Origin of the sequence: Amycolatopsis sp. AA4 (assembly GCF_002796545.1) — a bacterium.
Classification (GTDB): domain Bacteria; phylum Actinomycetota; class Actinomycetes; order Mycobacteriales; family Pseudonocardiaceae; genus Amycolatopsis.
The window spans coordinates 3,681,433-3,705,714 of sequence record NZ_CP024894.1 but is presented as its reverse complement, the minus strand read 5'-3'; the positions used below and the strand labels follow the sequence as shown (position 1 = coordinate 3,705,714).

The 24,282-nt window shown below is 70.3% G+C and carries 19 protein-coding genes; 8 read left to right on the top strand and 11 right to left on the bottom strand.

Going from position 1 to position 24,282, the window contains the following annotated elements; translation table 11 throughout:
• Nucleotides 1–22 precede the first annotated feature (22 nt).
• Nucleotides 23–2,518, bottom strand: a complete 2,496-nt coding sequence (locus CU254_RS17300) for an ATP-dependent Clp protease ATP-binding subunit (protein ID WP_009077846.1) — start codon at nt 2,516–2,518, stop codon at nt 23–25.
• 152 nt (nt 2,519–2,670) lie between these two features.
• Here CU254_RS17300 and CU254_RS17295 point away from each other — a divergent pair, with 152 nt between their 5' ends.
• On the top strand, nt 2,671–3,366 hold the full coding sequence (locus CU254_RS17295; RefSeq protein WP_037713966.1) for a DUF899 family protein: 696 nt from the start codon (nt 2,671–2,673) through the stop codon (nt 3,364–3,366).
• Here CU254_RS17295 and CU254_RS17290 read toward each other — a convergent pair.
• The 9 genes from CU254_RS17290 to CU254_RS17250 form a co-directional block, all read right to left on the bottom strand.
• A complete protein-coding gene (locus CU254_RS17290) occupies nt 3,357–4,442 on the bottom strand; it encodes a cobalamin-independent methionine synthase II family protein (protein WP_009077842.1) in 1,086 nt (361 codons plus the stop codon). The genes CU254_RS17295 and CU254_RS17290 overlap by 10 nt on opposite strands.
• Nucleotides 4,439–5,887, bottom strand: a complete 1,449-nt coding sequence (locus tag CU254_RS17285) for an MFS transporter (RefSeq protein ID WP_009077839.1) — start codon at nt 5,885–5,887, stop codon at nt 4,439–4,441. The genes CU254_RS17290 and CU254_RS17285 overlap by 4 nt, the downstream gene beginning before the upstream one ends.
• Nucleotides 5,888–5,896: 9 nt before the next feature.
• On the bottom strand, nt 5,897–6,307 hold the full coding sequence (locus tag CU254_RS17280; protein ID WP_037713964.1) for a thioesterase family protein: 411 nt from the start codon (nt 6,305–6,307) through the stop codon (nt 5,897–5,899).
• Entirely contained in the window at nt 6,307–11,571 is a 5,265-nt protein-coding gene (locus tag CU254_RS17275; protein ID WP_159396479.1) for a type I polyketide synthase, read from the bottom strand. Before CU254_RS17275 ends, CU254_RS17280 begins: the two co-directional genes overlap by 1 nt.
• Nucleotides 11,568–12,557, bottom strand: a complete 990-nt coding sequence (locus CU254_RS43065) for a hypothetical protein (protein WP_009077830.1) — start codon at nt 12,555–12,557, stop codon at nt 11,568–11,570. Before CU254_RS43065 ends, CU254_RS17275 begins: the two co-directional genes overlap by 4 nt.
• Complete coding sequence (locus tag CU254_RS17270; protein WP_100267071.1) at nt 12,554–14,449, bottom strand: VCBS repeat-containing protein; 1,896 nt, start codon at nt 14,447–14,449, stop codon at nt 12,554–12,556. Before CU254_RS17270 ends, CU254_RS43065 begins: the two co-directional genes overlap by 4 nt.
• A 59-nt stretch (nt 14,450–14,508) precedes the next feature.
• Entirely contained in the window at nt 14,509–15,438 is a 930-nt protein-coding gene (locus tag CU254_RS17265) for a DUF1702 family protein (protein ID WP_050788207.1), read from the bottom strand.
• A gap of 503 nt (nt 15,439–15,941) precedes the next feature.
• Nucleotides 15,942–16,592, bottom strand: a complete 651-nt coding sequence (locus tag CU254_RS17260) for a crotonobetainyl-CoA--carnitine CoA-transferase (RefSeq protein WP_009077823.1) — start codon at nt 16,590–16,592, stop codon at nt 15,942–15,944.
• Nucleotides 16,593–17,128: 536 nt separating this feature from the next.
• Nucleotides 17,129–17,563, bottom strand: a complete 435-nt coding sequence (locus CU254_RS17250) for a helix-turn-helix domain-containing protein (protein WP_037713962.1) — start codon at nt 17,561–17,563, stop codon at nt 17,129–17,131.
• A 128-nt stretch (nt 17,564–17,691) separates the two neighbouring features.
• Between CU254_RS17250 and CU254_RS17245 the strand changes: the two genes are divergently transcribed.
• Nucleotides 17,692–18,858: an acetyl-CoA C-acyltransferase gene (locus CU254_RS17245; RefSeq protein WP_009077818.1), complete on the top strand. Its 1,167-nt coding sequence runs from the start codon at nt 17,692–17,694 to the stop codon at nt 18,856–18,858.
• A gap of 55 nt (nt 18,859–18,913) precedes the next feature.
• Here the strand turns inward: CU254_RS17245 and CU254_RS17240 are convergent, their stop codons facing one another.
• On the bottom strand, nt 18,914–19,402 hold the full coding sequence (locus tag CU254_RS17240; RefSeq protein ID WP_009077815.1) for a helix-turn-helix domain-containing protein: 489 nt from the start codon (nt 19,400–19,402) through the stop codon (nt 18,914–18,916).
• An 86-nt stretch (nt 19,403–19,488) separates the two neighbouring features.
• Here CU254_RS17240 and CU254_RS17235 point away from each other — a divergent pair, with 86 nt between their 5' ends.
• The 6 genes from CU254_RS17235 (at nt 19,489) to CU254_RS17210 (ending at nt 24,274) form a co-directional block, all read left to right on the top strand.
• Entirely contained in the window at nt 19,489–20,190 is a 702-nt protein-coding gene (locus CU254_RS17235) for an SDR family oxidoreductase (protein WP_009077813.1), read from the top strand.
• A 34-nt stretch (nt 20,191–20,224) separates the two neighbouring features.
• Nucleotides 20,225–20,650 carry a tautomerase family protein gene (locus tag CU254_RS17230; RefSeq protein ID WP_009077811.1) on the top strand — a complete coding sequence of 142 codons (426 nt, stop codon included), beginning with the start codon at nt 20,225–20,227 and terminating at the stop codon, nt 20,648–20,650.
• A gap of 592 nt (nt 20,651–21,242) precedes the next feature.
• The gene (locus CU254_RS17225) at nt 21,243–21,899 is read left to right on the top strand and encodes a hypothetical protein (RefSeq protein WP_009077806.1); all 657 of its coding nucleotides are present in this window, start codon (nt 21,243–21,245) and stop codon (nt 21,897–21,899) included.
• Between the two features lie 189 nt (nt 21,900–22,088).
• Nucleotides 22,089–22,694 (top strand): hypothetical protein, encoded by a 606-nt coding sequence (locus CU254_RS17220; protein WP_037713959.1) that lies wholly within the window; start codon nt 22,089–22,091, stop codon nt 22,692–22,694.
• Nucleotides 22,695–23,067: 373 nt separating this feature from the next.
• Nucleotides 23,068–23,631, top strand: a complete 564-nt coding sequence (locus tag CU254_RS17215) for a D-alanyl-D-alanine carboxypeptidase family protein (RefSeq protein WP_009077804.1) — start codon at nt 23,068–23,070, stop codon at nt 23,629–23,631.
• A gap of 4 nt (nt 23,632–23,635) precedes the next feature.
• Nucleotides 23,636–24,274, top strand: coding sequence for a TetR/AcrR family transcriptional regulator (locus CU254_RS17210; protein WP_009077803.1), 639 nt, complete (start codon nt 23,636–23,638; stop codon nt 24,272–24,274).
• The last annotated feature ends 8 nt before the right edge of the window (nt 24,275–24,282 follow it).

Below are 24,282 nucleotides of genomic sequence, written 5' to 3'. Positions count from 1 at the left end.
CGGAATGCGTTTCCCGGTATTTTCAGGTCAGCGAGACAACCCGGCCGCCCGCCCGGAAGACCAGGTCCGCCTCGTCGTCGCGGTCGTCGGTGTTGCCGCTCCAGCCTTCGACGTCGACCACGATGATCTGGCCCGGCTCGACCTCGCCGAACAGGATCTTCTCCGACAGCTGGTCCTCGATCTCGCGCTGGATCGTGCGGCGCAGCGGCCGGGCGCCGAGGACCGGGTCGAAGCCGCGCTTGGCCAGCAGCGCCTTCGCCTTCTCGGTCAGCTCGATCTCCATGTCCTTGGCCTTGAGCTGCGTCTCGACCCGGCCGATCATCAGATCCACCATCTGGATGATCTGTTCCTGGTTGAGCTGGTGGAACACGATGATGTCGTCGATCCGGTTCAGGAACTCCGGGCGGAAATGCTTCTTCATTTCCTCGTTGACCTTCTGCTTCATCTTCTCGTAGCGGTTCGTCGAATCCGCTCCGGAGGAGAAGCCGAGGCTCACGGACTTCGAGATGTCCGAGGTCCCCAGGTTCGAGGTGAAGATCAGCACGGTGTTCTTGAAATCGACCGTCCGGCCCTGCCCGTCGGTCAGGCGACCGTCCTCCAGCACCTGCAGGAGCGTGTTGTAGATCTCCTGGTGCGCCTTCTCGATCTCGTCGAACAGCACCACCGAGAACGGCTTGCGCCGCACCTTCTCGGTCAGCTGCCCGCCCTCCTCGTAGCCGACGTAGCCCGGAGGGGCGCCGAACAGCCGCGAGGCGGTGTAGCGGTCGTGGAACTCGCCCATGTCGATCTGGATCAGCGCGTCGTCCTCGCCGAACAGGAACGACGCCAGCGCCTTCGACAGCTCCGTCTTACCCACACCGGACGGGCCGGCGAAGATGAACGACCCCGACGGGCGCTTCGGGTCCTTCAGGCCCGCCCGCGTCCGGCGGATCGCCTGCGAGACGGCCTTGACCGCGTCCTCCTGGCCGATGATGCGCTTGTGGAGCTCGTCCTCCATGCGCAGCAGCCGGGTGGTCTCCTCCTCGGTGAGCTTGAACACCGGGATGCCGGTCCAGTTGGCCAGCACCTCCGCGATCTGCTCGTCGTCCACCTCGGCGACGACGTCGAGGTCGCCGTCCTTCCACTGCTTCTCGCGCTCGCCCTTCTGGCCGAGGAGCTGCTTCTCCTCGTCGCGCAGCCGCGCGGCCCGCTCGAAGTCCTGCGCGTCGATCGCGGACTCCTTGTCCCGGCGCACGTCGGCGATCTTCTCGTCGAACTCGCGCAGGTCCGGCGGAGCGGTCATCCGGCGGATCCGCATCCGCGCCCCGGCCTCGTCGATCAGGTCGATCGCCTTGTCCGGCAGGAACCGGTCGTTGATGTAGCGGTCGGCCAGCGTCGCCGCCGCGACCAGCGCCGAATCCGTGATCGAGACGCGGTGGTGCGCCTCGTACCGGTCGCGCAGCCCCTTCAGGATCTCGATCGTGTGCTCCAGCGACGGCTCGCCCACCTGGATCGGCTGGAACCGGCGCTCCAGCGCCGCGTCCTTCTCGATGTACTTGCGGTACTCCTCGAGCGTGGTCGCGCCGATCGTCTGCAGCTCGCCCCGCGCCAGCATCGGCTTCAGGATCGACGCCGCGTCGATCGCGCCCTCGGCCGCGCCCGCGCCCACGAGCGTGTGCAGCTCGTCGATGAACAGGATGATGTCGCCGCGGGTCTTGATCTCCTTGAGCACCTTCTTCAGCCGCTCTTCGAAATCGCCGCGGTAGCGCGAACCGGCGACCAGCGAACCCAGGTCCAGGGTGTAGAGCTGCTTGTCCTTGAGCGTCTCGGGCACCTCGCCCTTGACGATGCTCTGCGCCAGGCCCTCCACGACGGCGGTCTTGCCGACGCCCGGCTCGCCGATCAGCACCGGGTTGTTCTTCGTCCGGCGGGACAGCACCTGCATGACCCGCTCGATCTCCTTGCCGCGCCCGATGACCGGGTCCAGCTTGCCCTCGCGGGCCAGCACGGTCATGTTGCGGCCGAACTGGTCGAGCACCAGCGACGACGACGGCGTGCCCTCGCCCCGGCCCGAACCGCTCTCGGTGGACTTCTCCCCGGTCTGGTAGCCCGACAGCAGCTGCAGCACCTGCTGGCGCACCCGGTTCAGGTCCGCGCCCAGCTTCACCAGCACCTGCGCCGCCACACCCTCGCCCTCGCGGATCAGGCCCAGCAGGATGTGCTCCGTGCCGATGTAGTTGTGGCCCAGCTGCAGCGCCTCCCGCAGCGACAGCTCCAGCACCTTCTTCGCCCGCGGCGTGAACGGGATGTGCCCGCTCGGCGCCTGCTGACCCTGGCCGATGATCTCCTCGACCTGCTGGCGCACGCCCTCGAGGGCGATGCCCAGCGACTCCAGCGCCTTGGCGGCGACACCCTCACCCTCGTGGATCAGACCCAAAAGGATGTGCTCGGTGCCGATGTAGTTGTGGTTGAGCATCCGGGCCTCTTCCTGGGCCAGGACGACCACCCGCCTCGCGCGGTCGGTGAACCTCTCAAACATGCGCACTCCCTCCGCGCAGGCTGGTCGCTTTAATTTCCAATAGTAATGCTCTCCCTAGGAGAAACAAGCCTCCGCGCGCCTTGAGCCGCACGGCCGGGCGGTTCTACGGTGGTCCCGTTCGCCCGACCGATCCGGAGGGGAGACCGGCACCCATGAGCGAGGCCGAACCGAAGACCGTCGAACCGATGTGGCCCGCGGGCGCGAGCGAGGAGTACGTCGCCGCCCGCATGGAGCTGGCGAAGGCGGAGCGGGCCCTGCGCGACCGGATCGAGGAGGTCGCGGCCGCCCGGCGCCGCATGCCGCCGGGGCGCGTGCTCGGCCGGTACTCCTTCGCGGAAGGCCCGGCGGATCTCGGCCGCGCGGAGCCGGTGCGGGAAACTGCCCTGCGCGAGCTGTTCGGCGAGCACCGCACGCTCGTGGTCTACCACCTGATGTTCCACCCGGACGACGACGAGGCGTGCCCCATGTGCTCGATGTGGGTAGACGGTTTCCGGGGCGTGACGCACCACCTCGCGCAGCACGCCGGCTTCGCGGTGATCGGCAAGGCGCCGCTGCCCAAACTCCGGGCGTGGGCGGCGCGCCGCGGCTGGTCCGGGCTGCGGATCCTGTCCAGTCACGGCACTTCGTTCAACGCTGATCTCCACGCCGAACGCGCGAACGGCGACCAGCGGCCGATGATCAGCGTATTCACCGCCGAAGGCGAAGCCGTGCGGCATTTCTACTCGCTGCCGGCGAACTTCCTCGACGACAGCCAGCGCGGCATCGACCTGCTCTCCCCGGTCTGGAACGTGCTCGATCTCCTCCCCGGCGGCCGCGGCGAGTGGTACGCCGGAAACGACTACGCCTGACCGGACGCCAGCCGGAGGGCGTCGGCCGCCAGCGCGGTTCCGCGCACTCGCGCGGCGATCTTGCCGAACGCGATGTCGCGGGAGGTCGACGCGTCGTCGGCGAAGGGAGCGAATCCGCAATCGTCGCAGGTGCCGAGACACTCGACCGGAAGATGCTCGGCCGCTTCGAGCACCCGGTCGCACACCTCCCCCGCGGTCTCGACGCGCGGGTCGAGCGGATCCGTGACCCCGACGAACACGCGCTGCCCGTCCCGGCGGTGCCGGGCGATCTCCGCCAGCACCTCCCGGCGCCCGGGCTCGCCGGCGAGCGCGACATAGAACTTCCCGGCGCGCAGGCTGAACAAGGCCGGGAGGAGCGCGGCGTATCCGACATCGAGGCTGTGGGTGGAATCGAGGTCGCCGCCGGGGCAGCTGTGCACTCCGATCCGCTCCCGTTCCCCGGGCGAAAACCGGTCCAGCACCCGGTTGTTGAGTTCGACGAACGAGCGCAGCAGACCGCCGGACGGGTCAAGTTTGAGGGAGAGCCTGCCTTCGGTGAAATCGAGCTGAACCGTCTCCGCGCCGGCGTCGAGGCACCGCCGGATGTCGGCCTCGCTCCCGTAGGCGAGATCCTCGAGGAAGTCTTCCCGCGAGTAGCCCGCGATCCCCGTCTCGGGATAGAGCAGGCTCAGCGCCGACGGGGCGATCACCGCTTGCTTCACCGGTCGCCGGGTGCGTTCCCTCGCCGCTCGCAGGTATTCGTCGGCGTACACCTGGTAGGCGAACGGGCCGGCGGTCAGCCGCGGCAGCTGCCGCGTGTGCCCGTCCGCGAAGGGGATGACCGCTCCGTCCGGGGCGAGGGCATGCAGCCCGTCCAGCGGATAGGTCACGAAGCTCGGTTTGGCCTGCTCGCCGTCGGTGACCACCGGGGATCCGGTGGCCTCGAACCGTTCCAGGGTGTCCGCGAGGGCGGTTTCCCGAAGCTGGTCCAGCCGCCGCTGCCCGATCTCCCCCTCCGCGAACGCGCGCAAGCCGCGCACCAGGTAGTCCGGCCGGGGAATGCTGCCGATCGGCTCGGTCGGGATCTGCGGTGTCATCGGGGGCCTGCCTCTCCGTCCAGTCGCGCCGTTTCCCGGAGCGCGATCCGTTGCCGTCTGCCGATCCAGCACGCGGCCACAGCCGAACACAACGCGAGCGCCGCCACCGCGACCAGGACGTCCGACGCCGAGTAGACGAACGCCGCGATCAGCAGCGGCCCGCAGAGCCCGCCCAGCCGGTTGCACAAGGACACCGCACCGGTCGTCCGGCCCCGGCCGGCGGGATCGGCGAGATCCGCGGCGATCGGCAGGAACACCGCGGCCATCGTGTTGACCGAGAACAAAGCCGCGACCAGCGCACCGGCGCACACCCACGCGATCGACGACACCGCGCCGGTCCCGGTCAGCACGAGCAGCAGCACGGCCGTGGCGGCGGCCAGCCCCGCGCTCAGCCGGACCGGGCCGAACCTCCGGTGGCACCAGGTCAGCAGCAGCGCGCAGGGCACCATCACCACCGCGGCCACGCTCAACCACAGATTCGCCGCGGACACCGTGAGCCCGCCGGACCGCGCGAGGCTCGGCACCCACGTCGTCAGCCCGAAGGTGAGCACTCCGATCAGGAACGCGTAGCCCCGTTGCAGACCGGAGCCCAGCGCGCGGACGTGCACTGGTTCGGCGGTCCCGGCGTCGAACCGCGCCGCGATCCGGTCCGGCACCCACGGCGTGAGCGCCGCGAGCGCCAGCCCGGTCGGCGCGCCGATCAGCCACAGCACCCGCCAGCCGAAGACCGGTTCGAGCCACAGCGCCGAACCGGCCGCGACGAGGTAGCCGACCGCGCTGGCCAGCACGGAAAGCGCGAGCACCGCGGAGCTTCGCGAGCTGCTGCGCAACGCGTCGGTCAGCATGACGATCAGCAGCGGGGCCAGTCCCCCGACTGAGGTGCCCATGAGCGCGCACATCACGACATTGCCGGCGAACGTCGGCATCGAACCGCACATGCTCGTCGCCGCGAAGGCCAGTGTCGCGACGAGGTAGCTGCCGCGGCGGCCCCAGCGGTCGGCGAGGACGCCGAAGACGACCGCCCCGATCGCGGTGCCGGTCAGTCCGGCGACAGCGAGGAACGACGCGGTTTTCGCGTCCAGTCCGTACTCGCCGCGCATGCCGGGGATCACGAACCCGAGAGTGGAGGTCTTGCTGACGTCGACGGTGAGCGCGGCCGTCCCGATCACGGCGACGAAGAGGCGTCGCTTGCCGTCCGGCGGCGGCTGCGGCCGGCGTCCGGTCCGCAGGGCCGTGCCCACGATCACGAGCAGCAGTCCCGCGGCGGCCGCGAACATCTCCGGCATCTCCGACAACGGCATGCCCTGCAACGGCATTCGCGCAGCCGGTTGCGGCATCGCCATGCCGGGGTCCATGGCGAACGCCCGCACGACGCCGATCACCGAGCAGGCGAGCACCACCGCCGTTCCCCCGGCGACCGCCCACCTCCAGTCTGGTTTGGACACTGGTCTCCCTCAGCCGTAGGGTCGCAGTGCGGCGGCCAGTTCCGGCGGAATCTCGACCGGCGTCACCTCGGAACCGGTCCGCTTCACGCAGGCGACCGACTGGGCGCCCCGGGCGGCGAGCTGCCCGGCGCGCCGGAACTCGAAGTCCATCGCTATCCGGTTCCCGTTCTGGGCGCGCAGGGTCATCGCGATGTCGATCTCGTCGAGCGCGAAGCATTCCGCGTAGTAGTCCATCGAGCACGACACTGTCACCATCGCCAGTTCGCCTGCCTGCAGCGCTTTCAGCACCCCCGGCGAGCGCGCGGCGAGGAAGTGCTCCCGGCAGTGGCCTTGCCAGTGCAGGTAGTGCGCGAAGTACACATTGCCGACCAGGTTCGTCTCGTCCAGCGTGACGACGTGGCGATGGTGGAAAGCGCGCATCACCGGCCCCCCGCGGCGATCGTCAGCTTCACCGGCTCCAGGAACCCGAGCACCCGCGTCGTGGCGGTGATCACCGGACGCCCGCCGGAGTCGTCGGCCGCCAGTTCCCGGTCGGCCGCCGTCCCGGCCGAAACCGTGACCGTGCCGGACGAAACCTCGGCGACGAGGTTCCGCCCGGCGCCCGAGGTGACGATCTCGAGGTCGTCGGCGAGCCCGGTTTCGATCAGCCGCCGCGACAGCCAAGGCCCGACGAGACGCGCGGGCAGCCCGTCCGGCCACGGAAGCTCTCCGGTCGCCCGCAACCTCAGCCCCTGCCAGTGCGCGACCGCGGCGCCGTCCGGCCGCGCCAGCACGGCGTCGAACTCGTATTCGTCCGCCGTGTGCCCGGTTTCCCGCGCGTGCACGACAAGCGGACCGGAGGGCTCCGCCCACACGCTGAACCGCGCCACGCCGACCGGCAGTGCGCGCCGATGCGGAACGCAGGCCAGCAGCGCGTGGATGGTCGCGTCGTGCGCGGCCGGATCGCCCAGCACCAGGCTGCCGCTGTGGAACGGCGAGAACCACGGCCCGGGCTTGCCGGGATTGATCAGCGCCCGCACCCGGAACGCCGACAGCTCCCCGTAGTCCGACACTCGCCGGAACCGGCCCGAATGGAAGAAAAGACTGCCGTACCAAGGGTTTTCCCGACCGGCGGCGACCGGCGAGGCCGGCTGGTCCGGCGGACGGCGGCCGGCCGCCCGCACCTTGGCGGTGAACCGCTCGGCGTCGTCGGACAGCACGACGTCCACTCTGTCCTCTTCGGACAGTGCGCGGACGCGGACGGTGCGCTCGCCGGTGACCGGCGCGCGGAACTCGACGTCCTGCAGCGAAAGCGGCCGCGCCGGGCCGCCCGCGAACGAGGCCGCCTGCGCCATCGCCTCCATTCCGACCACCGCGGGGAGCACCGGGATCCCCTCGATGCGGTGCTCGTCCAGATACGGGTCGGAGCCGAGTGCCAGATCGGCTTCGAGCACGGCCTCGACGCCGGGCACGTGCGCCGGAGTCCGCTCGGCGAACCGGGCCATGGCCGCGGGCTCGCCGACGCTGAGGGTGGGGCTGGCCGGGAACCGCGAGGCGAGCAGCACCGTGCACGGCGCCCCCGGATCGGCCAGCACCTCGAACAGCGCACGGACGCCCAGTTCGGGTTCGATCGGTTCGACGCCGCGGCGGCGCAAGGCGTCCACCACGTCCATCCGCGCACCCATGCCGAGTTTCGCCCACAACGACCATTCGAGGACGTGCGTGCGGCAGGACGGATGCCCGGCCGCCCACCGTTCCAGTTCGACGCGCAGCCAGTCGTTGGCGACGCAGTACTCCGACTGCCCGGCCAGTCCCTGGCGGCCGATGATCGAACCGAACCCGAGCACCAGCCGCAAGCCGGGCAGCTTGTCCAGCAGCGCGCGCAGCCCGCACACCTTCGGGCGCAGGGTCGCCGCCAGCGACGCTCCGCTGACGTCGCCCATCAGTTTCGGTTCGTTGACTCCCGCGCCGTGGATCAGCGCGCGCACCGGGCCGAATCCGCCGGCGGCTTCCACCAGCCCGGCGGGGTCGGCGACGTCGGCGCACACGTAGTGCGCGGGGACCGGCAGCGCGGCGAGCGCCTCCGCCACCTCCGGGTCCCGGGCCGGGGTCCGGCCGGCCAGCACGAGGACGCAGCCGGTTCGCCGGGCCAGCGCGGCGGCGACGTACGCACTGATCCCGCGAACTCCCCCGGTCACCAGGCAGACGTCGTCCTTCGCCAGCGGAAGCGGCGCGCCGCCGGAACGTGCCGACGGCGCCATGACCGCTCGCCGCAAAGAACCGTCCGGCTCGCACCGGAGTTCGAGGTATCCGTTGTGTCCGGCCAGCGCGGCCGGGTCGACCCGCTGGTTCTCGTCCCGCGTCTCGACGACTGTCACCGAGCACGGATCGGCTTCGGCCGAAACGCTTCTGGCCAGTCCCGCGGCCGCCGGGTGTCCGGTGTGGACGACGAAAAGATGCCGGGGGCGCCGGGCGTCGATCTCGCGAAGCAGGGCCGCCACCGTGCCCGGCCCGGCTCCGGTCCGCAGCGCCACGGCGATCCCGGAAGCCTCGCCCTCGGCCGCCGCTTCGTGCAGCCAGTGCCCGGCGCCGGCCCGCACCTCCCAGCGCACCGGCGCGGGTTCGCCCGCTTCGAACGGCACCCATCGCGGCTCGAACGACCGCACCCAGGGGCGAATCGGCGCGACGGTCCCGGTCCGGCTCCCGGCTCCGGAGAGCCCGGCCAGCAGCCGCGCCGCGTCGCCGACCGTGGCGTCGGCCAGCGACAGGGGCGTGTCCGGCGGCTGCCGGTCCAGCGCCTCCGCGACGCTGCTGACCAGCTGGACCACCTGCAACGAGTTCAGGTGCAGATCGCCGAGCAGCGTGGCGTCCGGGGCGATCGCGCTGGGCGGGAGTTCCAGCGCGGCGGCGAGGTGCCCGGTCAGCGCCGCCAGCGGGTCGGTTTCGCCGCGGACGGGCTCGGTGCGGGCCGGCTCGGCCGGGCTTCCGGCCCGGTCGCGCGGCCCGGCCAGAAGCTCGGCCGCGCTCGTCCATCCTTTCCGCGTCTCGCACGGGTTCGCGACGAAGGAGGGCCGGGCGTCCAGCGGCAGGGTCCGGAACGCGCGCCCGGCGAACCACGGGTCCAGGTCCGCCGCCCCGGCGGCCGCGAGCACGGCGGTGGCGAACGCGTGCCGCCGCTCGTCGCCGCCGCAGTCCATGCTCACCGCGCGGATTCCGCACGCCGCGGCGAGACCGGTCAGCATCGTGCCGGGACCGGCTTCGACCATCAGCTCGCAGCGGCGGGACAGTTCGGCGATCGCGTCGGCGAACAGCACCGGCCGGGTGAGCTGGTCGACCAGCAGTTCGCGGATTCCGCCCGCGGTCGCGGAAATCTCCTTGCCGGTCACGGTCGACACCACCGGACGGACCGGCTGGCCGAGGCCGCCGAGCGCGGCGCGCAGCGGACCCTCCGCGGCACGCATCGCGGGACTGTGGAAACCGTGCGACACGGCCAGCTCGACGGCGCGCACGCCCGCGGCCGCGGCCCGGTCCAGGACGGCCCGGACCCCTTCCCCCGGGCCGGACACCACGATCTGCTCGGGCGCGTTGTACCCGGCGATCACCACGTCGGTGCCGGACAGCAGCGGGCGCGCGTCGTCGGCCGCGACGGCCAACGCGGCCATGGTGGTCTTCCTGATGCCGTACTCGGCCATGATCCGGCCGCGCGCCGCCGCCAGCTCCAGCACCTCCGCCGCCGAACACGCGCCTGCCCAGTGCAAAGCCGTCAGCTCGCCGAGACTGTGTCCGCAGGCAGCGTCGACCACGGTGCCGAGTTCCCGCAGCCAGGCCAGCGCCGCGAGCGACTGCCAGACGATCACCGGCTGCGCGACGGCAGTGTCGGCCGAGGCCGTGAACTCGCCGGGCAACGGCGGGAACGTCACCCGCTCCGCCCAGCGCGCCCGAGTCGGCCGCACGGGTGCGGCCTGCCCGGGAAACAGCAGCCCCACGCGAGGTGCCGGCCCGGCGCCCAGCGCATAGCCTTCGCGCTCGGCGAAGCGGAGACCGCCGTCCCAGTCCGCGGCCGCCCTCGCGGCGGCCTGTGCCGCCGAGGCGAGTTCGTCGGGCGTACGCGCCACGAGCGCCGCTCGTACTCCTTCGCCCCCGCCGCTCGTCCGCCAGGCGGTCGCGGCCAGATCGCCGACTTCCGCGGCGGAAAGCTGAACCGCTGTGCCCGCGAGCGCGTCGAGCCGCCGCGCGAGCCCCGCGCTGTCGCCGGCGCCGAGATACACGATCTCGGCCGCTCCGATCCGCGCGGACCAGCGGCGCACGCCCGCGGAGAGCACCGGAGGAGCTTCCGCCCGCGTTCCTTCGAGCACGACGTGGGCGTTGATGCCGCCGAACCCCATCGAAGACACGCCCGCGACCGGCAGCGGGTCCGTCCACGGCTCGGGCTCGTCGAGGACCCGCAGCCGCGCTCCCCGCAGCAATTCGTTCGGCCGCACGCAACCGGTGGTCGGCGGCAGCACGCGGTGGGCCACCGCCAGCACCGCCTTGATCAGCCCGGCCACCCCGGCGGCGGCCTTGGTGTGCCCGATGTTCGCTTTGACCGTGCCGAGCGCCGCGGGCGCGCCGGTGCCGAGAACCTCTTTCAGCGTCCGGAGTTCGACGTCGTCGCCGACCGCGGTACCGGTGCCGTGGCCCTCGATCAGCCCGGCCCGGCACGGATCGAGGGCGGCCTTGCGGTACGCGCGAGTCAGCGCCAAGGCCTGCCCCCGGCGTTCCGGCCGCGACAACCCGCCCGCACCGTCCGAAGAGGACCCCCAACCGACTATCCGGGCGTAGCTGCGCCGTCCCGAACGTTCGGCGTCCTCCGCGCGCATCAGCGCGACCACCCCGCACCCTTCGCCGGGGAGGAAGCCGGTCGGATCGGCGTCGTACACCCGCATCTCGTCCTTCGCGAGCGCGTCGAGCCGGGAGAACCCGACCAGTTCGAACGGGTCCAGCGACATGTCCACGCCGCCGGCGAGCATGAAGTCGCACTCCCGGTCGGCGAGCGCGCGGCAGGCCGTCATCACCGCGAGCAGGCTGGACGAACAAGCCCCGTCGACGGTGTAGCCGGTGCCGTGGAAGTCGAACTGGTTGCAGACCCGTCCGGCGATCGTGTTCGCGAGCGCACCGGCGAGCGTTTCGTCGCCCGGAACCGGGAACGGCTGTTTGACCAGTTCTTCCAGGCGGTGCAGCACGTCGGCGGCCGCGTCGTCGCCGATCCCCGCCGCCCGCAGCGAGGTCGCCGCCGCGTCCGCGAGAAAGGGCCAGCGCAGCCGCAGCGTCCCGGCGCGGGTGAACTCGCCGGTGAGCGAATTGCCGAAGACCACCCCCGCGGTGTCGCGGTCGAGCCCCTCGCCGAGCGGGCAGCCCGCGTCGGCGAGCGCGGCGGCCGCGGTTTCCAGCGCGAGCCAATGGGTCTGGTCGGCCGCCCGGTACAACGGCCCGGGAATGGCGAACCGCTGGCGGTCGAACTCCCAGTCGCGCAGCACCGCCGCGTGCGAGACGGCGACGAGGTCCGCGTCCCGCGGCCCGCCCCGGTAGCCCGCGCCCAGCCGGACTTCAGGCAGCCGCCGGAAGGCCCGCCTGCGCCCGAGCACGTTCTGCCACAACTGTTCCGGGCTCGTCGCGTCCGGATACCGGCACGCCAGCCCGACGACCGCGATCCGGTCGCCGGTCACAGCGCGCTCCCGACGGGACTGCTCGCCGGGGTTTCTCGCGCGGCCGCCGCGGTCGCGGCGCGCCTCCTGCGTCGTTCGACCGCGAACAGCACCGCCGCTCGGAGCACGCACGTGATCACGAGGGCGAAGAAGTAGCCGAAGACCACGCCGCAGACCACCAGCACGCCGTAGACGAGAGCGTTGACGAAGCCGAAAACAGCCTGGTTGCGCGGTTTCGCCGGCGAGGTGGCCGGATCGGTGATCATGTAGTTGGTGTAGATCACGAAGGCGAGTCCGGTCATCGGCACGAGCGCGCCCAGCAGCGCGTGGTCGAACAGCAGCCAGCGCAGCACCGCCTGCAGCAAGTAGCCGCCTGCCCAGCCGAGGATCAACGGGATCTTCTTGGTGAGCATCGCGTTCAGCATGGTGCCCGCCGTCAGGATGGCCAGCGGCAGCAGCCAGTCCCAGGCCCCCGTGAGGTAGTTCGTGAAGTGGTACGGCGGGGCGATGCCGACCCAGGAGAACGCCAGCAGGGTCACCACGATCCCGGCGTTCGACGGGTTGAGCACATGCCGGAGCTTGCCCTTGATCCGCAGCCGGAACAGATACTTCGTCGCGTGCGCGACCACGACCGCGAACAGATAGGGCCAGACCGAGGCGTTGCCGTACAGCAGCATCGAACAGGCCAGCGCGGTGATGTGCGGCGGCAGCAGGAAGACGAACAGCGCGCGCGGGCCTCCCGCGAATTGCGGACGGCGCTGATGCGCCCAGGCGTCCAGCCACTCCAGCACCAGCGCCACCGCGTAACTGGTCGCCAGCGCGGCGAGCGGCGTCACCGGCGACTGCTCGAACCCCAGCACCAGGTAGCCGAGGAGGTTGAAGCCGGTCAGCGACATCGCGAACCGCTCCAGCGCCTTGACCCGCACGTCCGCCGCCGGTCGTCCGCGCGGCTCGCCGGACGCTCCGTCGCCCGCCGTGACCGGTGCGGCCGTTCGCGCGGCGGTCACTGGGCCGCCGCCGTTCCGTCGGGCCGCAGCAGCACGGTGCGGTGACCGGGCGCGACGGTGATTTCGGCGCTGCGCACGGTCGTGCCGGAACGCCAGGTGACGGTCGCGTCGACGGGCACGCGGTCCGGCAGCGCCAGGTGCACGAGGCTCCCCGAAACCCCGGCATGCCCGTTCGCCGGGTACAGCTGGGTCTTCTGCGGGTGCGCGCCGTGCACGGTCACAGTCGCTCCGATCGCCGCTCTGGTCCCGCCCGCGGCGCCGGGCTGGACCAGGTTGAGGTCCGCACCCGCGCCGGTGCTGGGCGACGTGTTGCGCAGCAGGACCGAGTCCTCCCACTGGTTCGCGACCAGCACGTCCAGCTTCCCGTCGCCGTCGACGTCCCCGAAGGCGAGGCCGCGCGTGTTCCAGGGGTCGGCGATGCCGAGCGGGCCGGCCAGATCGGCGTACCGTCCGCTTTCCGAGCGCACGTAGAACGGATTGCTCTGGTGGCCGGAAAGGTCGTCGCCGAGCCGGAAATGCGGCCACACCGCCGGATAGCGCAGCATTTCGTCGTTGCCGAGCGCGAGTTCCTGCAGCAGCGCCCAGCGGTCCGTGTCCCCCTTGAGGAACCCGGTCGCCTGCATCAGCTGGTCGGAGCCGGAGTTGTCGAAGTCGCCCGCCTTGATGTCCCACGCCCAGCCCGAGCGGGCCAGCCCGAGGTCTTCGCTGCGCTCGTCGTAAGGGAACACGCCGCCCAGCAGCTGCCGCCCGGATCCGGTCGGGACGAACGCGAAATTGCTCTCCTGCAAGGCATACGGCGTGGTGATGTTGCTGACCGCGATCATCGGCAGCTCCTGGTCGCCCCGGTAGCTGAAGGTCACGCCCATGCCCTTGAACGAGTCGTGGCCGAGCACCTCGGACCTCGGCGTCACCAGATCCCGGGAACCGTTGACCTCGGCGAACCGCACGTGGCCCGGCGAGGAGGTGTTGACCAGCAACTGGTCCGGGCCGAAGTCGTTGGCCACGTACACGTCCGGGAGCCCGTTGCCGGTCAGGTCCTGAAGGCCGAGCGCCAAGGTCCAGGAATTCGCCGAATCCGCCGGAAACGCCGTGCTGGCGTCGGAAACCTCCGGAGCCGCGCCCGGCGTCCCGGTCGGGCGGAGGAGCAGCAGGCGGTTGGTGCCGGCGTTGCGCGCCTTGTTCATCCCGTCCTGCATCTGCATCCGGGTGTCGTCCGCGGCGGCGGGGTCGAGCACCCGCGCCCCGTCCGGGAAGTAGTTGCCCACGAGCACGTCCAGGTGCCCGTCCCCGTCCACGTCGCCGACGTTGACCACGCTGGAGTTCCACACCTGCATCGGCGAGACCAGCTCGCTGGGCCGGAACTGCGCCGCCGACGGGAGCTGCCCGGGCGAGCCCTGGTTGAGGAACAGCACCGGCGAGCGACCCCAGTAGTACACCAGGAAGTCCAGCCTGCCGTCCTCGTTCAGATCGGCGGGCACGCAGCCCATCGGAGCCATCGTCGCGTCGTAGGGCAGTCCGCTCGGGGCGAGCCGGAACCGGGCGTACTGCGGCCCGCCGGCGCCGGGCACCGGCAGAACGGTCACCGAATCGTCCCGCGGGTCCACCAGGCACGCGTCCGCCGTGCGGCCGAGCCCGCGCAGATCGGCCAGCGCCACCGCCGAGCCCACCGCGGAGATCCACGCGCGGATGCCTTCCAGCGACGGCTCGACCGTCCGTTCCGCGCGGGAATGCGGGGGCGCCGAGTTCAGCGGGACCTTTTCGAATCCGAAGCGCCCGGCCAGCGCCGAGGTCTCGCTCGCGCCGAGACTGGGCCGGGCGGTGAAGAAGCCGGCCACGACGACGAACACCAACCCGACGAGGATCGGCACGGGCCTGCGCCACACACCGCGCACGCTCAATCCCCCCTCACTAGCTCAGTATGTGTTTTTCCGGGCCGCCGCGGACCTCGCGGTCACGCCGGACGGCACGCCAGCTTCCGCAGCCGGGACTTCCACTCCAGATACGCTTCCGGGTCGGAACGCTCCTTCAGCCCGTCGGCGGCGGTCTCCGTCCATTCCGCCGCCTCGTCCGGCTCCGCAGCGAACAGCCGCCGGCAGGCCAGCGTCGTGTGCGCGGGCACGATTCCGGAGCGGAAACGCGCCGCGATGGCGAATAACGCACCCTGTCGCAGATACGGCTCAGCTTTTCCGCTGGCCTTCGCCACCTGATCGATTCTCGTTTCGCCCGCGTTTCCGGCGTAACACGCCGCCAGACCGACACCGGCCCACAAATGCGGCCGGGCCGCCGCCGGGAGCGTTGCGATGGCACGGGCGATTCCGTCCGGATCGGCGGACTCGACGAACCACAGCGCGCGCCCGCATCCGGCGAGCCGCGCGTCTCCTTTCACCGTGCCCACAGAACGGGACCGCCGTTTCGCCGCGGCGATTCCGCCGAAATAGACCTCGGCGAATCCGGCGCCGTCAAGCGCGAGCCAGCGCAGCAACGGCGTGCGCGGCAGAACGACCGGTACCGGCAGCCGGGAAGGCACCAGTCCCCAGCCGTAGCCGACGTGCACGAGATGGACGTAGCCGGAACCGGGGCCGGCCAGCAGTTTGGCGAGCGCACCCGCGGATCCCATGGTCGCGAGGTCGGTCAGCGCCGCGCGCATTCCGGCCCCCTCGTAGGCGAAACCCCTTTCCTCGTCCGGAATCCGCGCCAGCGCGTCGTGTGGATCACGCCATCCGGCGACAGCGTTGAAGCCGGCCACGAAACCGCGTGCGCAGTTCTCCAGGACCGACCTGTCCGCGGGCCGGTCCAGGCGGAAACCCCGGCGGGCGAAGTCGGCCGTCCCGGCGGGCAAGCGCAGTTTTCCGGAAAACGGTGTCGGACCGCCGTTTTTCACCGGACGCACCCCCCTCAATGCGGCAGGAACTCGCGGTCAAACGACGTTCGCTCCAGCTGGGGAGGAGCGACGGCCAATACTGCGTCGGACTCGCGAGCCCCTTTGTGGTACCAGTGCCCCACAAGCCAGGTCAAGGCCGTGACGAGGCCGCTCCCGCACGGCCGGCGGGCCCCGGAAAGACCGTTAACTCGACCGGACTATTGCCACGGGGGATACACTTCGCGCGCACGAAATACGATTCCCCGATTGGCCCGGAAAATGAATTCGGCGGAAATCGGCAATGCCCCGGACAGTCAATTCCTCGGCCGAATTCGGGCAGCCGAATCCCGCCGCCGCCGGAGACCGCGCGAACCGGGCGCCCTCCGGAAAGCCGGTCCGCCGGCGACCCGGCGAACTCGCGCCGCGGCGAACGCGGGAACACCGGCACCTTTAACTAGCTAAAAATATAGTCACATCGTCCAGCCGGCGGAATCAGGCCGCAGAAAGCCGCCCCGTCGGTTTCGTCAAGACAGTCCCAGCATGCGGGTGCACCGGTGCACCGCCTCGGGCGGGCCTTCGATCTTGAGGTCGCCGGTCGCCAGCGCGCCGAACGGAGTGATCATCCTGGCTCCGATCCGGACGAAGGTCTCCGCGTCGCTGGTGATGACCAGCACCGGGTTCTCGACTCCGCCGCGCAGGAATTTCACGGTCCGCTCGCGTACCTCGACGGTGAACACTTCGTCGCCGACGCGGAACTCGTACGACTCGTCGATCTCCGGCACCAGCTCGGCCACGACCATGGCCTGCACGGCGAGGAAGCCCCACTCGGCGCGCACCTCGCCGTCCCGGTCGTTTTCCGCCAAAAACTGCATGCCCCACTTCGCGAGATCGAGCAATGGGGCGCGCAGCTGCTCCCCCAGCGCGGAAAGCTGATAGCGTTTGCCCCGGCCGTCCCCCGGCACGGGCAACTGCTCGATCACCCCCTCCTCGGTGAGTATCCGCAGCCGTTCCGCCAGCAGGTTCGGGCCCATTCCCGGGAGGTTTTCGATGATTTCGTTGAAACGCGCCGGGCTGATGAGGAGTTCGCGGACGATAAGCAAGGTCCACCGTTCGCCGATCACGTTCAGGCCCGCGGCCAGACCGCAGAACTGCCCGTAGTCACGCTTGCCAGCCATTGCTCTCGTCGCCCTCCGCCGTACCCGGGTAACTCTATGAATCGATAGTAACACCGCGGTTAGACCAGTTGGCGGCAGGACGCGCCGCCGCGGGCTACGCGCCGGGGTCGCCGGCTCCGCCGGATGGTCCGGTTCGGGCAAGGTCCGCGTAGAGATAGGGTAACGGTTTTCGATCTTCCCTCACTCGTTCAGGCGAGGCCTCACCGGATCGGGGCAACACTTCGAGAAGCGAAACGGGACAGGGCAATATTCTCAACCTGCGCCTCGGACACCCCCGTTCGGACACCCGGGGAGAGGCGGTCGCTACTACGGCCTCTATGGATTGGCATAGCGGAGTTGCCCAGTTCTCGCAGACTTGCGTGCTCTGCTCCGGCGGCCTCGAGTTCAGTACGCGAGTGGCGTGATAGCCCAGCCCGGACGGACCGTCGGAGTCCCGGGCCTCGGCGACCCAGCAGACGTCCAGGCCGATCTTCTCGACCTCCGCCACGACATCCGCCGTCTCGCGGAACTCGCCGGAAGCCTCGCCCGCGTCGACGCTAAGCGGGTTCACCGCCGAGGCGGACGAGTTTCGTCTCGCCGGTCCCGAACGGCTCTCCGCAGTTTCCGCAGACCGGGTCGAGGTGCAGTTCCGCGCCGCAAGAGTGTTCCCACACTGTCGGCGCGGGCCCCTCGGTCACGTACCGGTCGCCCCACTCCATCAGCTGATGCAGGATCGGACGCAGGGCCCGGCCCGCTTCGGTCAGCACGTACTCATACCGTGGAGGGCGCTGTTCGTACTGCACTTTGGCCAGCACGCCGTGCTCGACCAGGGACCGCAGGCGGGCGGCGAGGATGTCGCGGCTCGCGCCGGTGTTGGCCGCGATCTGATCGAAGCGCCGCTGGCCCAGCATCACCTCGCGCAGCGCGAGCAAGCTCCACCGCTCCCCGATCACCCCCAGCGCGTTGGCGATCGAGCACTCCCGGGCCACCATGCACACCTCCTGTCCGCTTCGCACTCTACCGCGCGCGAACCCGGCGAGTTGGAGATCACAACCTAGTCAGTTTGATTTTCCAACTTACAATCCTATGCTGAGGCGACCTGAAGCAGAAGGAGACGGTCATGCCGAATGCGGTCATCGTCGATGCAGTTCGGACCCCGCTGGCCAAGGGCAAGCCAGGCGGCGCCTATTCCTCGATCCACCCGGCGGATCTGCACGCACACGTGCTGCGCTCGCTCGTCGATCGCACAGGCATCGATCCCGCCGTCGTCGACGACGTCATCAGCGGCGCGGTCGGCCAGATCGGCGAACAGTCCGGCAACACGGCTCGGTGGGCGCTGCTGGGCGCCGGGTTCCCGGAGTCGGTTCCGGGCGTCACCGTGGACCGCCAATGCGGCAGCAGCCAGCAGGCCCTGCACTTCGCCGCGCAAGGGGTCGCCGCGGGCGCGTACGACGTCGTGATCGCGTCCGGCGTGGAGTCGATGAGCCGCGTGCCGATCGGCTCCCAAACCGCTGGCAAAGACTTCGTAGGCACCAAGGTGAACGCGCGTTACGCGGACGGCTTGGTGCCCCAGGGCGTCAGCGCCGAACTCATCGCCGATCGCTGGGGCCTCTCCCGCCGGCAGCTCGACGATTTCGCCGCCGAATCGCATCAGCGCGCTGCCGCGGCGTGGAAGAACGGCCTGTTCGACGACCAGGTCAGCGTCGTCAACGACCTCCGCGTCGACGAGACCATCCGCCCCGACACCACGGCCGAGACCCTGTCCGGCCTGCGGCTGGCGTTCCGGAACGAGCATTGGCAGCAACGGTTCCCCGACCTCGAGTGGCAGACGACCGCAGGCAACAGCTCGCCGGTCAATGACGGCTCGGCCGCCGTGCTCGTCACCAGCGAGGAAGCCGCCCGCCGGCTCGGCCTCCGCCCGCGCGCCCGCGTCCATTCCGTCGCGGTGACCGGCGACGACCCGATCCTCATGCTCACCGGGATCATCCCGGCGACCCGGAAAGTGCTGGCACGCGCGGGATTGCGCGTCGACGACATCGACGCGTTCGAGGTCAACGAAGCCTTCGCTTCGGTCGTTTTGGCCTGGCAGAAGGAAATCGGCGCCGACCTGTCCAAGGTCAACGTCAACGGCGGCGCCATCGCGATCGGCCACCCCCTGGGAGCTTCCGGCGCGCGCCTGGCAACGACCCTGCTCAACGTCCTGGAACAACGCGAGGGCCGATTCGGCCTGCAGGTGATGTGCGAGGCAGGAGGCCTGGCGAATGCCACGATCATCGAACGCCTCTGACACCCGGCACCGCGAGATCGGGCACCGCAGCACTCGGTAAGTCCGACGGAAGGACCTACCGGTGCGACCTTCTGCGGCTCCGGCGAATCTCGACCTCGCCGGATTCGGTCTCCCGCACCGGGTCCGCCGTCACGCAGACCCGCACCGGGCGGCCGGTCTCCGCCTCGACGAACGACAGGGGCGGCCGCCCGCCTTGCAGATGTTTGTCGCCCCACTGCACCAGCGACAGGAGCACCGGCAGCAAATCCTCGCCCGCCTCGGTGAGCCGGTATTCGTCGCGGGCCCGCTTCCCCGGCTCCTGATACGGCGCCCGGACGACGATCCCCGCGGACTCGAGCTGGCGAAGCGCCCGCGACACCGCGGGAGCGGACGTCCCGATGCGCGCCACGAAATCCTCGAACCTGGTCGTGCCGTAAAAACACTCGCGCACGGCCAGGAATACCGTCTTGGTGCTCAGCAGGTCCAGCGCGCGGGCGGCCGAGCACCGGTCGCCGATCGCCCAGGCGTCCCGGTCGCGCAATCGCTCCTCGAAGTCCATGGCCATCGGGCCAGCGTACCTAATGTTTGCGTTACTCAGCTCTCCCGTGGTTCCCTCTAACTAACGTTCTCGTTACTCAGCAGGAGGATGCAGTGGTTTCAGCAGCGGGCAAGGTGGCGGTCGTGACCGGCGGGCGGCGAGGGCTCGGCGCGGCGCTCGTGGACGAACTCCTCGCGCGCGGAGCGCGAAAGATCTACTCCACTGGCCGCTCGGCATACGCCGACGAACGCCCCGAGGTGGTGCCCGTCGAACTCGAGGTCCGCTCGGAGGAATCGGTCGCCGCCCTGGCCAAGACGGCATCGGACGCCGAGATCGTCTTCAACAACGCGGGCGTCCTCCTGCCGCAGACTCTGCTGGACGGCGACCTGGAAACCGCGATCGAAACCTTCGACGTCAACGTCTTCGGACTCCTGCGGGTCGCGCGGGCATTCGCGCCCGTGCTGGCCGCGCACGGCGGCGGCGCCCTCGTGAACATGCACTCCGTGCTGTCCTGGCTGGCCGGGAGCGGCGCCTACGGCGCGTCCAAGGCCGCGGCGTGGTCGGTGACCAACTCGCTGCGCGTCGAACTGGCCGCGCAGCGCACCCAGGTCGTCGGCGTGCACGCCGGGTTCATCGACACCGACATGGTCTCCGCGATCGACCAGCCGAAGGCCACCCCCGCCCAGATCGCCGCGCGAATCCTCGACGGCTTGGAAGCCGGGGACACCGAAGTGCTCGCTGACGACGTCACGGCGACCGTCAAGGCAGCGCTGTCCGGACCGGTGGAGAACCTGACGTTCTCCGTCGCCGGCTGACTCCGTTTCCCGCGCACTCGGAAGGAGCGCCGTCATGCCACTGTGGACGATCCACCACACCCCAGACCTCTTCAGCGCCGCTGAGAAACACGATCTCGCGTCCCGCGTCGCCGACCATTACGAAGCGATCGGCCTGCCCCGGTTCTACGCGGTCACGGTCTTCCAGGAAGCCCGGCCGGAGAACTTCTACGTGGGCGGGAAACCCGTCGAAGCCGGGGCCCGCATCGTGATCGACCACATCGCGCGCACCAGCGCCGGCCCGGAAGCCCGGCGGCGCACCGCGAAGTGGATCAACGGCATGCTGCTGCCGTACCTGGAGAACCGGCCGGGCGTGCACTGGGAGTTCCACGCCGACGAGACCAGCGAAGAACTCTGGATGATCAACGGGCTGACGCCGCCACCCGGCGGTTCCGCCGAAGAAAAAGCCTGGGCGAAAGACAATGCCGCGTCGCCTTACTGAGAACCGGGGCCCGCATCCGGGGCAGTTCTCGCGAACCACCGCCAGCGGGGAGTGTGCGACTGCCGCGTCCTTCCCTCCAGCGACCGCCGTCGCCGTCCGGGAAACCTCGGAAGACGGCCGCTACGAGTTCCCTGCACTTCCCAGCGGCCGGTACGAGGTCGTCACGACCGGATTTCCGCCGAGCACCACGCGTTCTATTCCCCTCGCTCCACAGGTCGGGTTTTTCCGCCAGGCCGCCTCCGCGCTCTGCGCCACCGGGCCCGCACCCGGTCGTGCTGACCGGTGGCTCATGGTGCACCGTTCGCACCACCTCGGCCCGACGCTGCGCTTCACCCCGGCCTGCCGGTAATCGCGATGCGGGCGGTCACGGTCGCCGCGCCGATTCCTGCCCTCGTGACGCGCTGTTCCGTCCCCACGTTCTTCCGGTCGCGGTCGTGCAAGGCGGATAGCCGGACCGCGCACCCGCAGGGAGTACACAACCGCACCACGGCGAGCATTGAGACGATCAGGTGATTCTCAGGCGAGCAGCTTTCAGCCTGCTCTTGTTGCGGCAAGGTCGAACCGTCCCCGACTCGGCCCAGGAGCGCAGCGCGTGCCTTTCAACCCGAACCAGCCCCGAGGCCCCGACGGCAGATGGATCAAGACAGGCGGCGTTTTGACCGCGGCCGCTTTGGCGACAGTCGTGGCGGCGGCAGGCGGCGGAGACACAGTTACTTCGGTCGGCGCCGGACTCGACGCCGCGACGTCCAAGAGTGTGTCCGAAGCGGACACAGCCAACAGCAAAAAGGCCGCACAGAAGGGAGATCGCGCCGAGGCATGGCGACGGCTGGCTCTCAAAGAGGTCAGGCAGAAGATCAAGACGGAGCTCCGCTGCGCCGTCCAGTCGTTCGGCCAGGTTCAGCAGTACTTCCTGCGCCACCCGTGCCAGAAGCTCGACCAGCTGCTGTTCGTCGTGCAGGACACGAACGGAAACCCGATCGCCGGATCGGTCGCCTGGGTGAAGATGCCGTCGACCGAATCCGCCACCGAACTCCGCACACTGGAAGACACCTACGGATCCGGCGATGTCACCCCGTTCGGAACAGAGGTTCTCGAAGCAGCCGGCTTTCGTTTCACCGGAAAGCACTACCGGTCGCGGCAAGACGGGAAATTGGTCGTCATCGCCGAAACAGATCCGCTCGAGGGCCGCCCGTCCGACGCGTTCCTCAAGCAGGTCGCCGAAGTCGCGGACGTCCTCCCGCCGCCGTGACGCGGGCCAGTCCGCGCAGCAATGCCGCATCCGCTGACGGATTCATGCCTGCGAGAAGGAGCTTCCCAATTCCCGCGTTCTGGATCGAGTCAAGGGCGACGGTGCGATCCGCTGTTCCGGCGGGCACTACCCCCTTCTGAGCACATCCACAACGCCTGCACCCGACCAAGATCCGATTGCGAGCATCGCATGCACGCTGACGACAGCGGGGCCGCGACCGCACAGGGCCCCGCCCTCGCCGACTGCCTTGCCCGTTTTCCCTGTCCTCTCCTGGCGCCGCAGGAAAGCGTTGGCCTCGGCCCGGCCGTCAGCTGGAACGTCCAAGGCGTCGATTCTCTGGTAACTGCGCTGGAACTGGTCTACGAGAGCGACAACCGCTGTCAACTGATGGTCAAAACCGTCCGCTCCCGCGAAGGCCTTGACCCGCGCGGGCTTCCGATCGACACCGTTGCCGACCTGCTGAGCAACTACCTCAGCCGCGCCGACGTCCTCGCCCGCCCCGACCGGTACCGCTCCACTCCGGGCAACCTCGACCGCGCAGCGCCGACCGACCCCGCGGCCCACCGCGAGCGCTACCGGCGCATCCAGCACGCCGCCGACCAGGCCACCGCCGCTACCGCGACCGTGGCCTGCGACGACGCCCCGGTCGCCGGGCAGCGCACCGACGCCCTCGGCGCCGGCGTGCTCGAACTCCCCTGGCGCGACGGCGCAACCGTCTGGTGCGTCGGCATGCCCGACATCCTCGACCGCCTCGTCCTGCGCACCGCGACGTCCCAAGACCTCTCCCGCTTCTGACCCGGGCCGGACCGCGACTACCGTTTTCTGTCGCGTTTCCGCAGAACCGCGGCTTCGGCATCCGGCGGAGCGGCGCACTGAGGGTGCAGACGACCGCGATGCGGCTCGGGGTCGTCGCCCGCAGTACCGGCGCAGCACATCGCTGGCGCGGTCGGGCTGCGGCACTGGCGAGATCCTGAGCGCTGGACATGGCCCATCCCTGCTCAACCGCCAGGAGCAGAGGTGTCACCACCGGCACGTCGTCCGGCACTGCAGAACCGTTGACCCCACCCGACCGCTTGAGCAGTTGCTCAAATCTCGGCTATGCTCCGATTTGAGCAACTGCTCAAAAGCGTTTCGGCGGTCGTCCGCAACGACCGGACTGGGGGCAGCGATGACCAGCGTCCATCCCGATCTCAGCGGTGCGCCCCGCCGAGATCGTTGGTACAAGGCGATCACCCGGCTGCTGGCAGTAGCGCTGCTGCCGGTGGCGTTCGTGCGCACGCCGCGCCAAGCTCGGCGTACGGCCTGCCAATGGGCACTGGCCGTGCGTTTCCCCGCCGAGGACCTCACCGGCCTCACCACGGCGACCCGCGCCGCGTTCATGGCAGCGCGCACGCAGGCGTTATGGCGAGACGGCGAACTCATCGGACTCACCTCGGGACACCGGGACGCCGGGGAACAGGAACGCTTGTTCGCCGCGGAAGTCCGTCGGACCGGGTCGCCGGCGGCAGCGCGGCGGCGGGCGCTGCCGCCGAACGAGTCCCGGCACGTCGCGGGGACCGCGCTGGACGTGCGGCCGGTCGAAGGCTCGCGCTGGCTGGAGCGGCATGGCGCGCGTCATCACCTTTATCGGGTGTACGACAACGAGTGGTGGCATTTCGAGTACCACCCCGCCGGCCCTCCGGAACGACTGCCGCACCCGGGTGCCGTCAGGCTGTCGGGGCCTCTACGGTGAAGCCGTGTCCGACACCCGACAACGCCTGATCGACGGCACGATCGAGACGATCCGTACGCACGGACTCGGCGGAACCACGGCGCGGAGCATCGCGGCCGCCGCCGGGGTCAACCAGGCGCTGGTCTTCTACCACTTCGGCACCGTCCACGACCTGCTCCAGGCCGCGTGCCTCGCCGCGACGCAGGCCAGGGTCGCGCCGTTCGCCGAACGCCTCGACGAGGTCGCCGACCTGCGGCAGCTCCTTGCGCTCGGCCGCTCCCTGCACGCCGACGAACGCGCCCAGGGCAACGTCACGGTGCTTGCCCAGATGCTCGCCGGAGCGCAGGCCGACCCCAAGCTCGCCGATGCGACCGCGACGGCCCTGCAGCTGTGGATCACCCCGATCGAGGACGCGCTGACCAGGTTGCTGGCCGACTCCCCGGTATCCGAGGTCATCGACATCCCGGGCCTCGCCCGCGCGGTGAGCGCCGGGTTCGTCGGACTGGAACTCTACGAAGGCGTCGACCCGGACGGGGCCCAGGCCGCCCTGGACGCGCTCGACCGGCTGGCCGTGCTCATCGAGGTGGTCGACGACCTCGGACCGATCGCGCTCCGCGCACTGCGCGGCAAACTCCGCAGAACCACCAAGAAAGCGCGGCCATAGGGACCGGT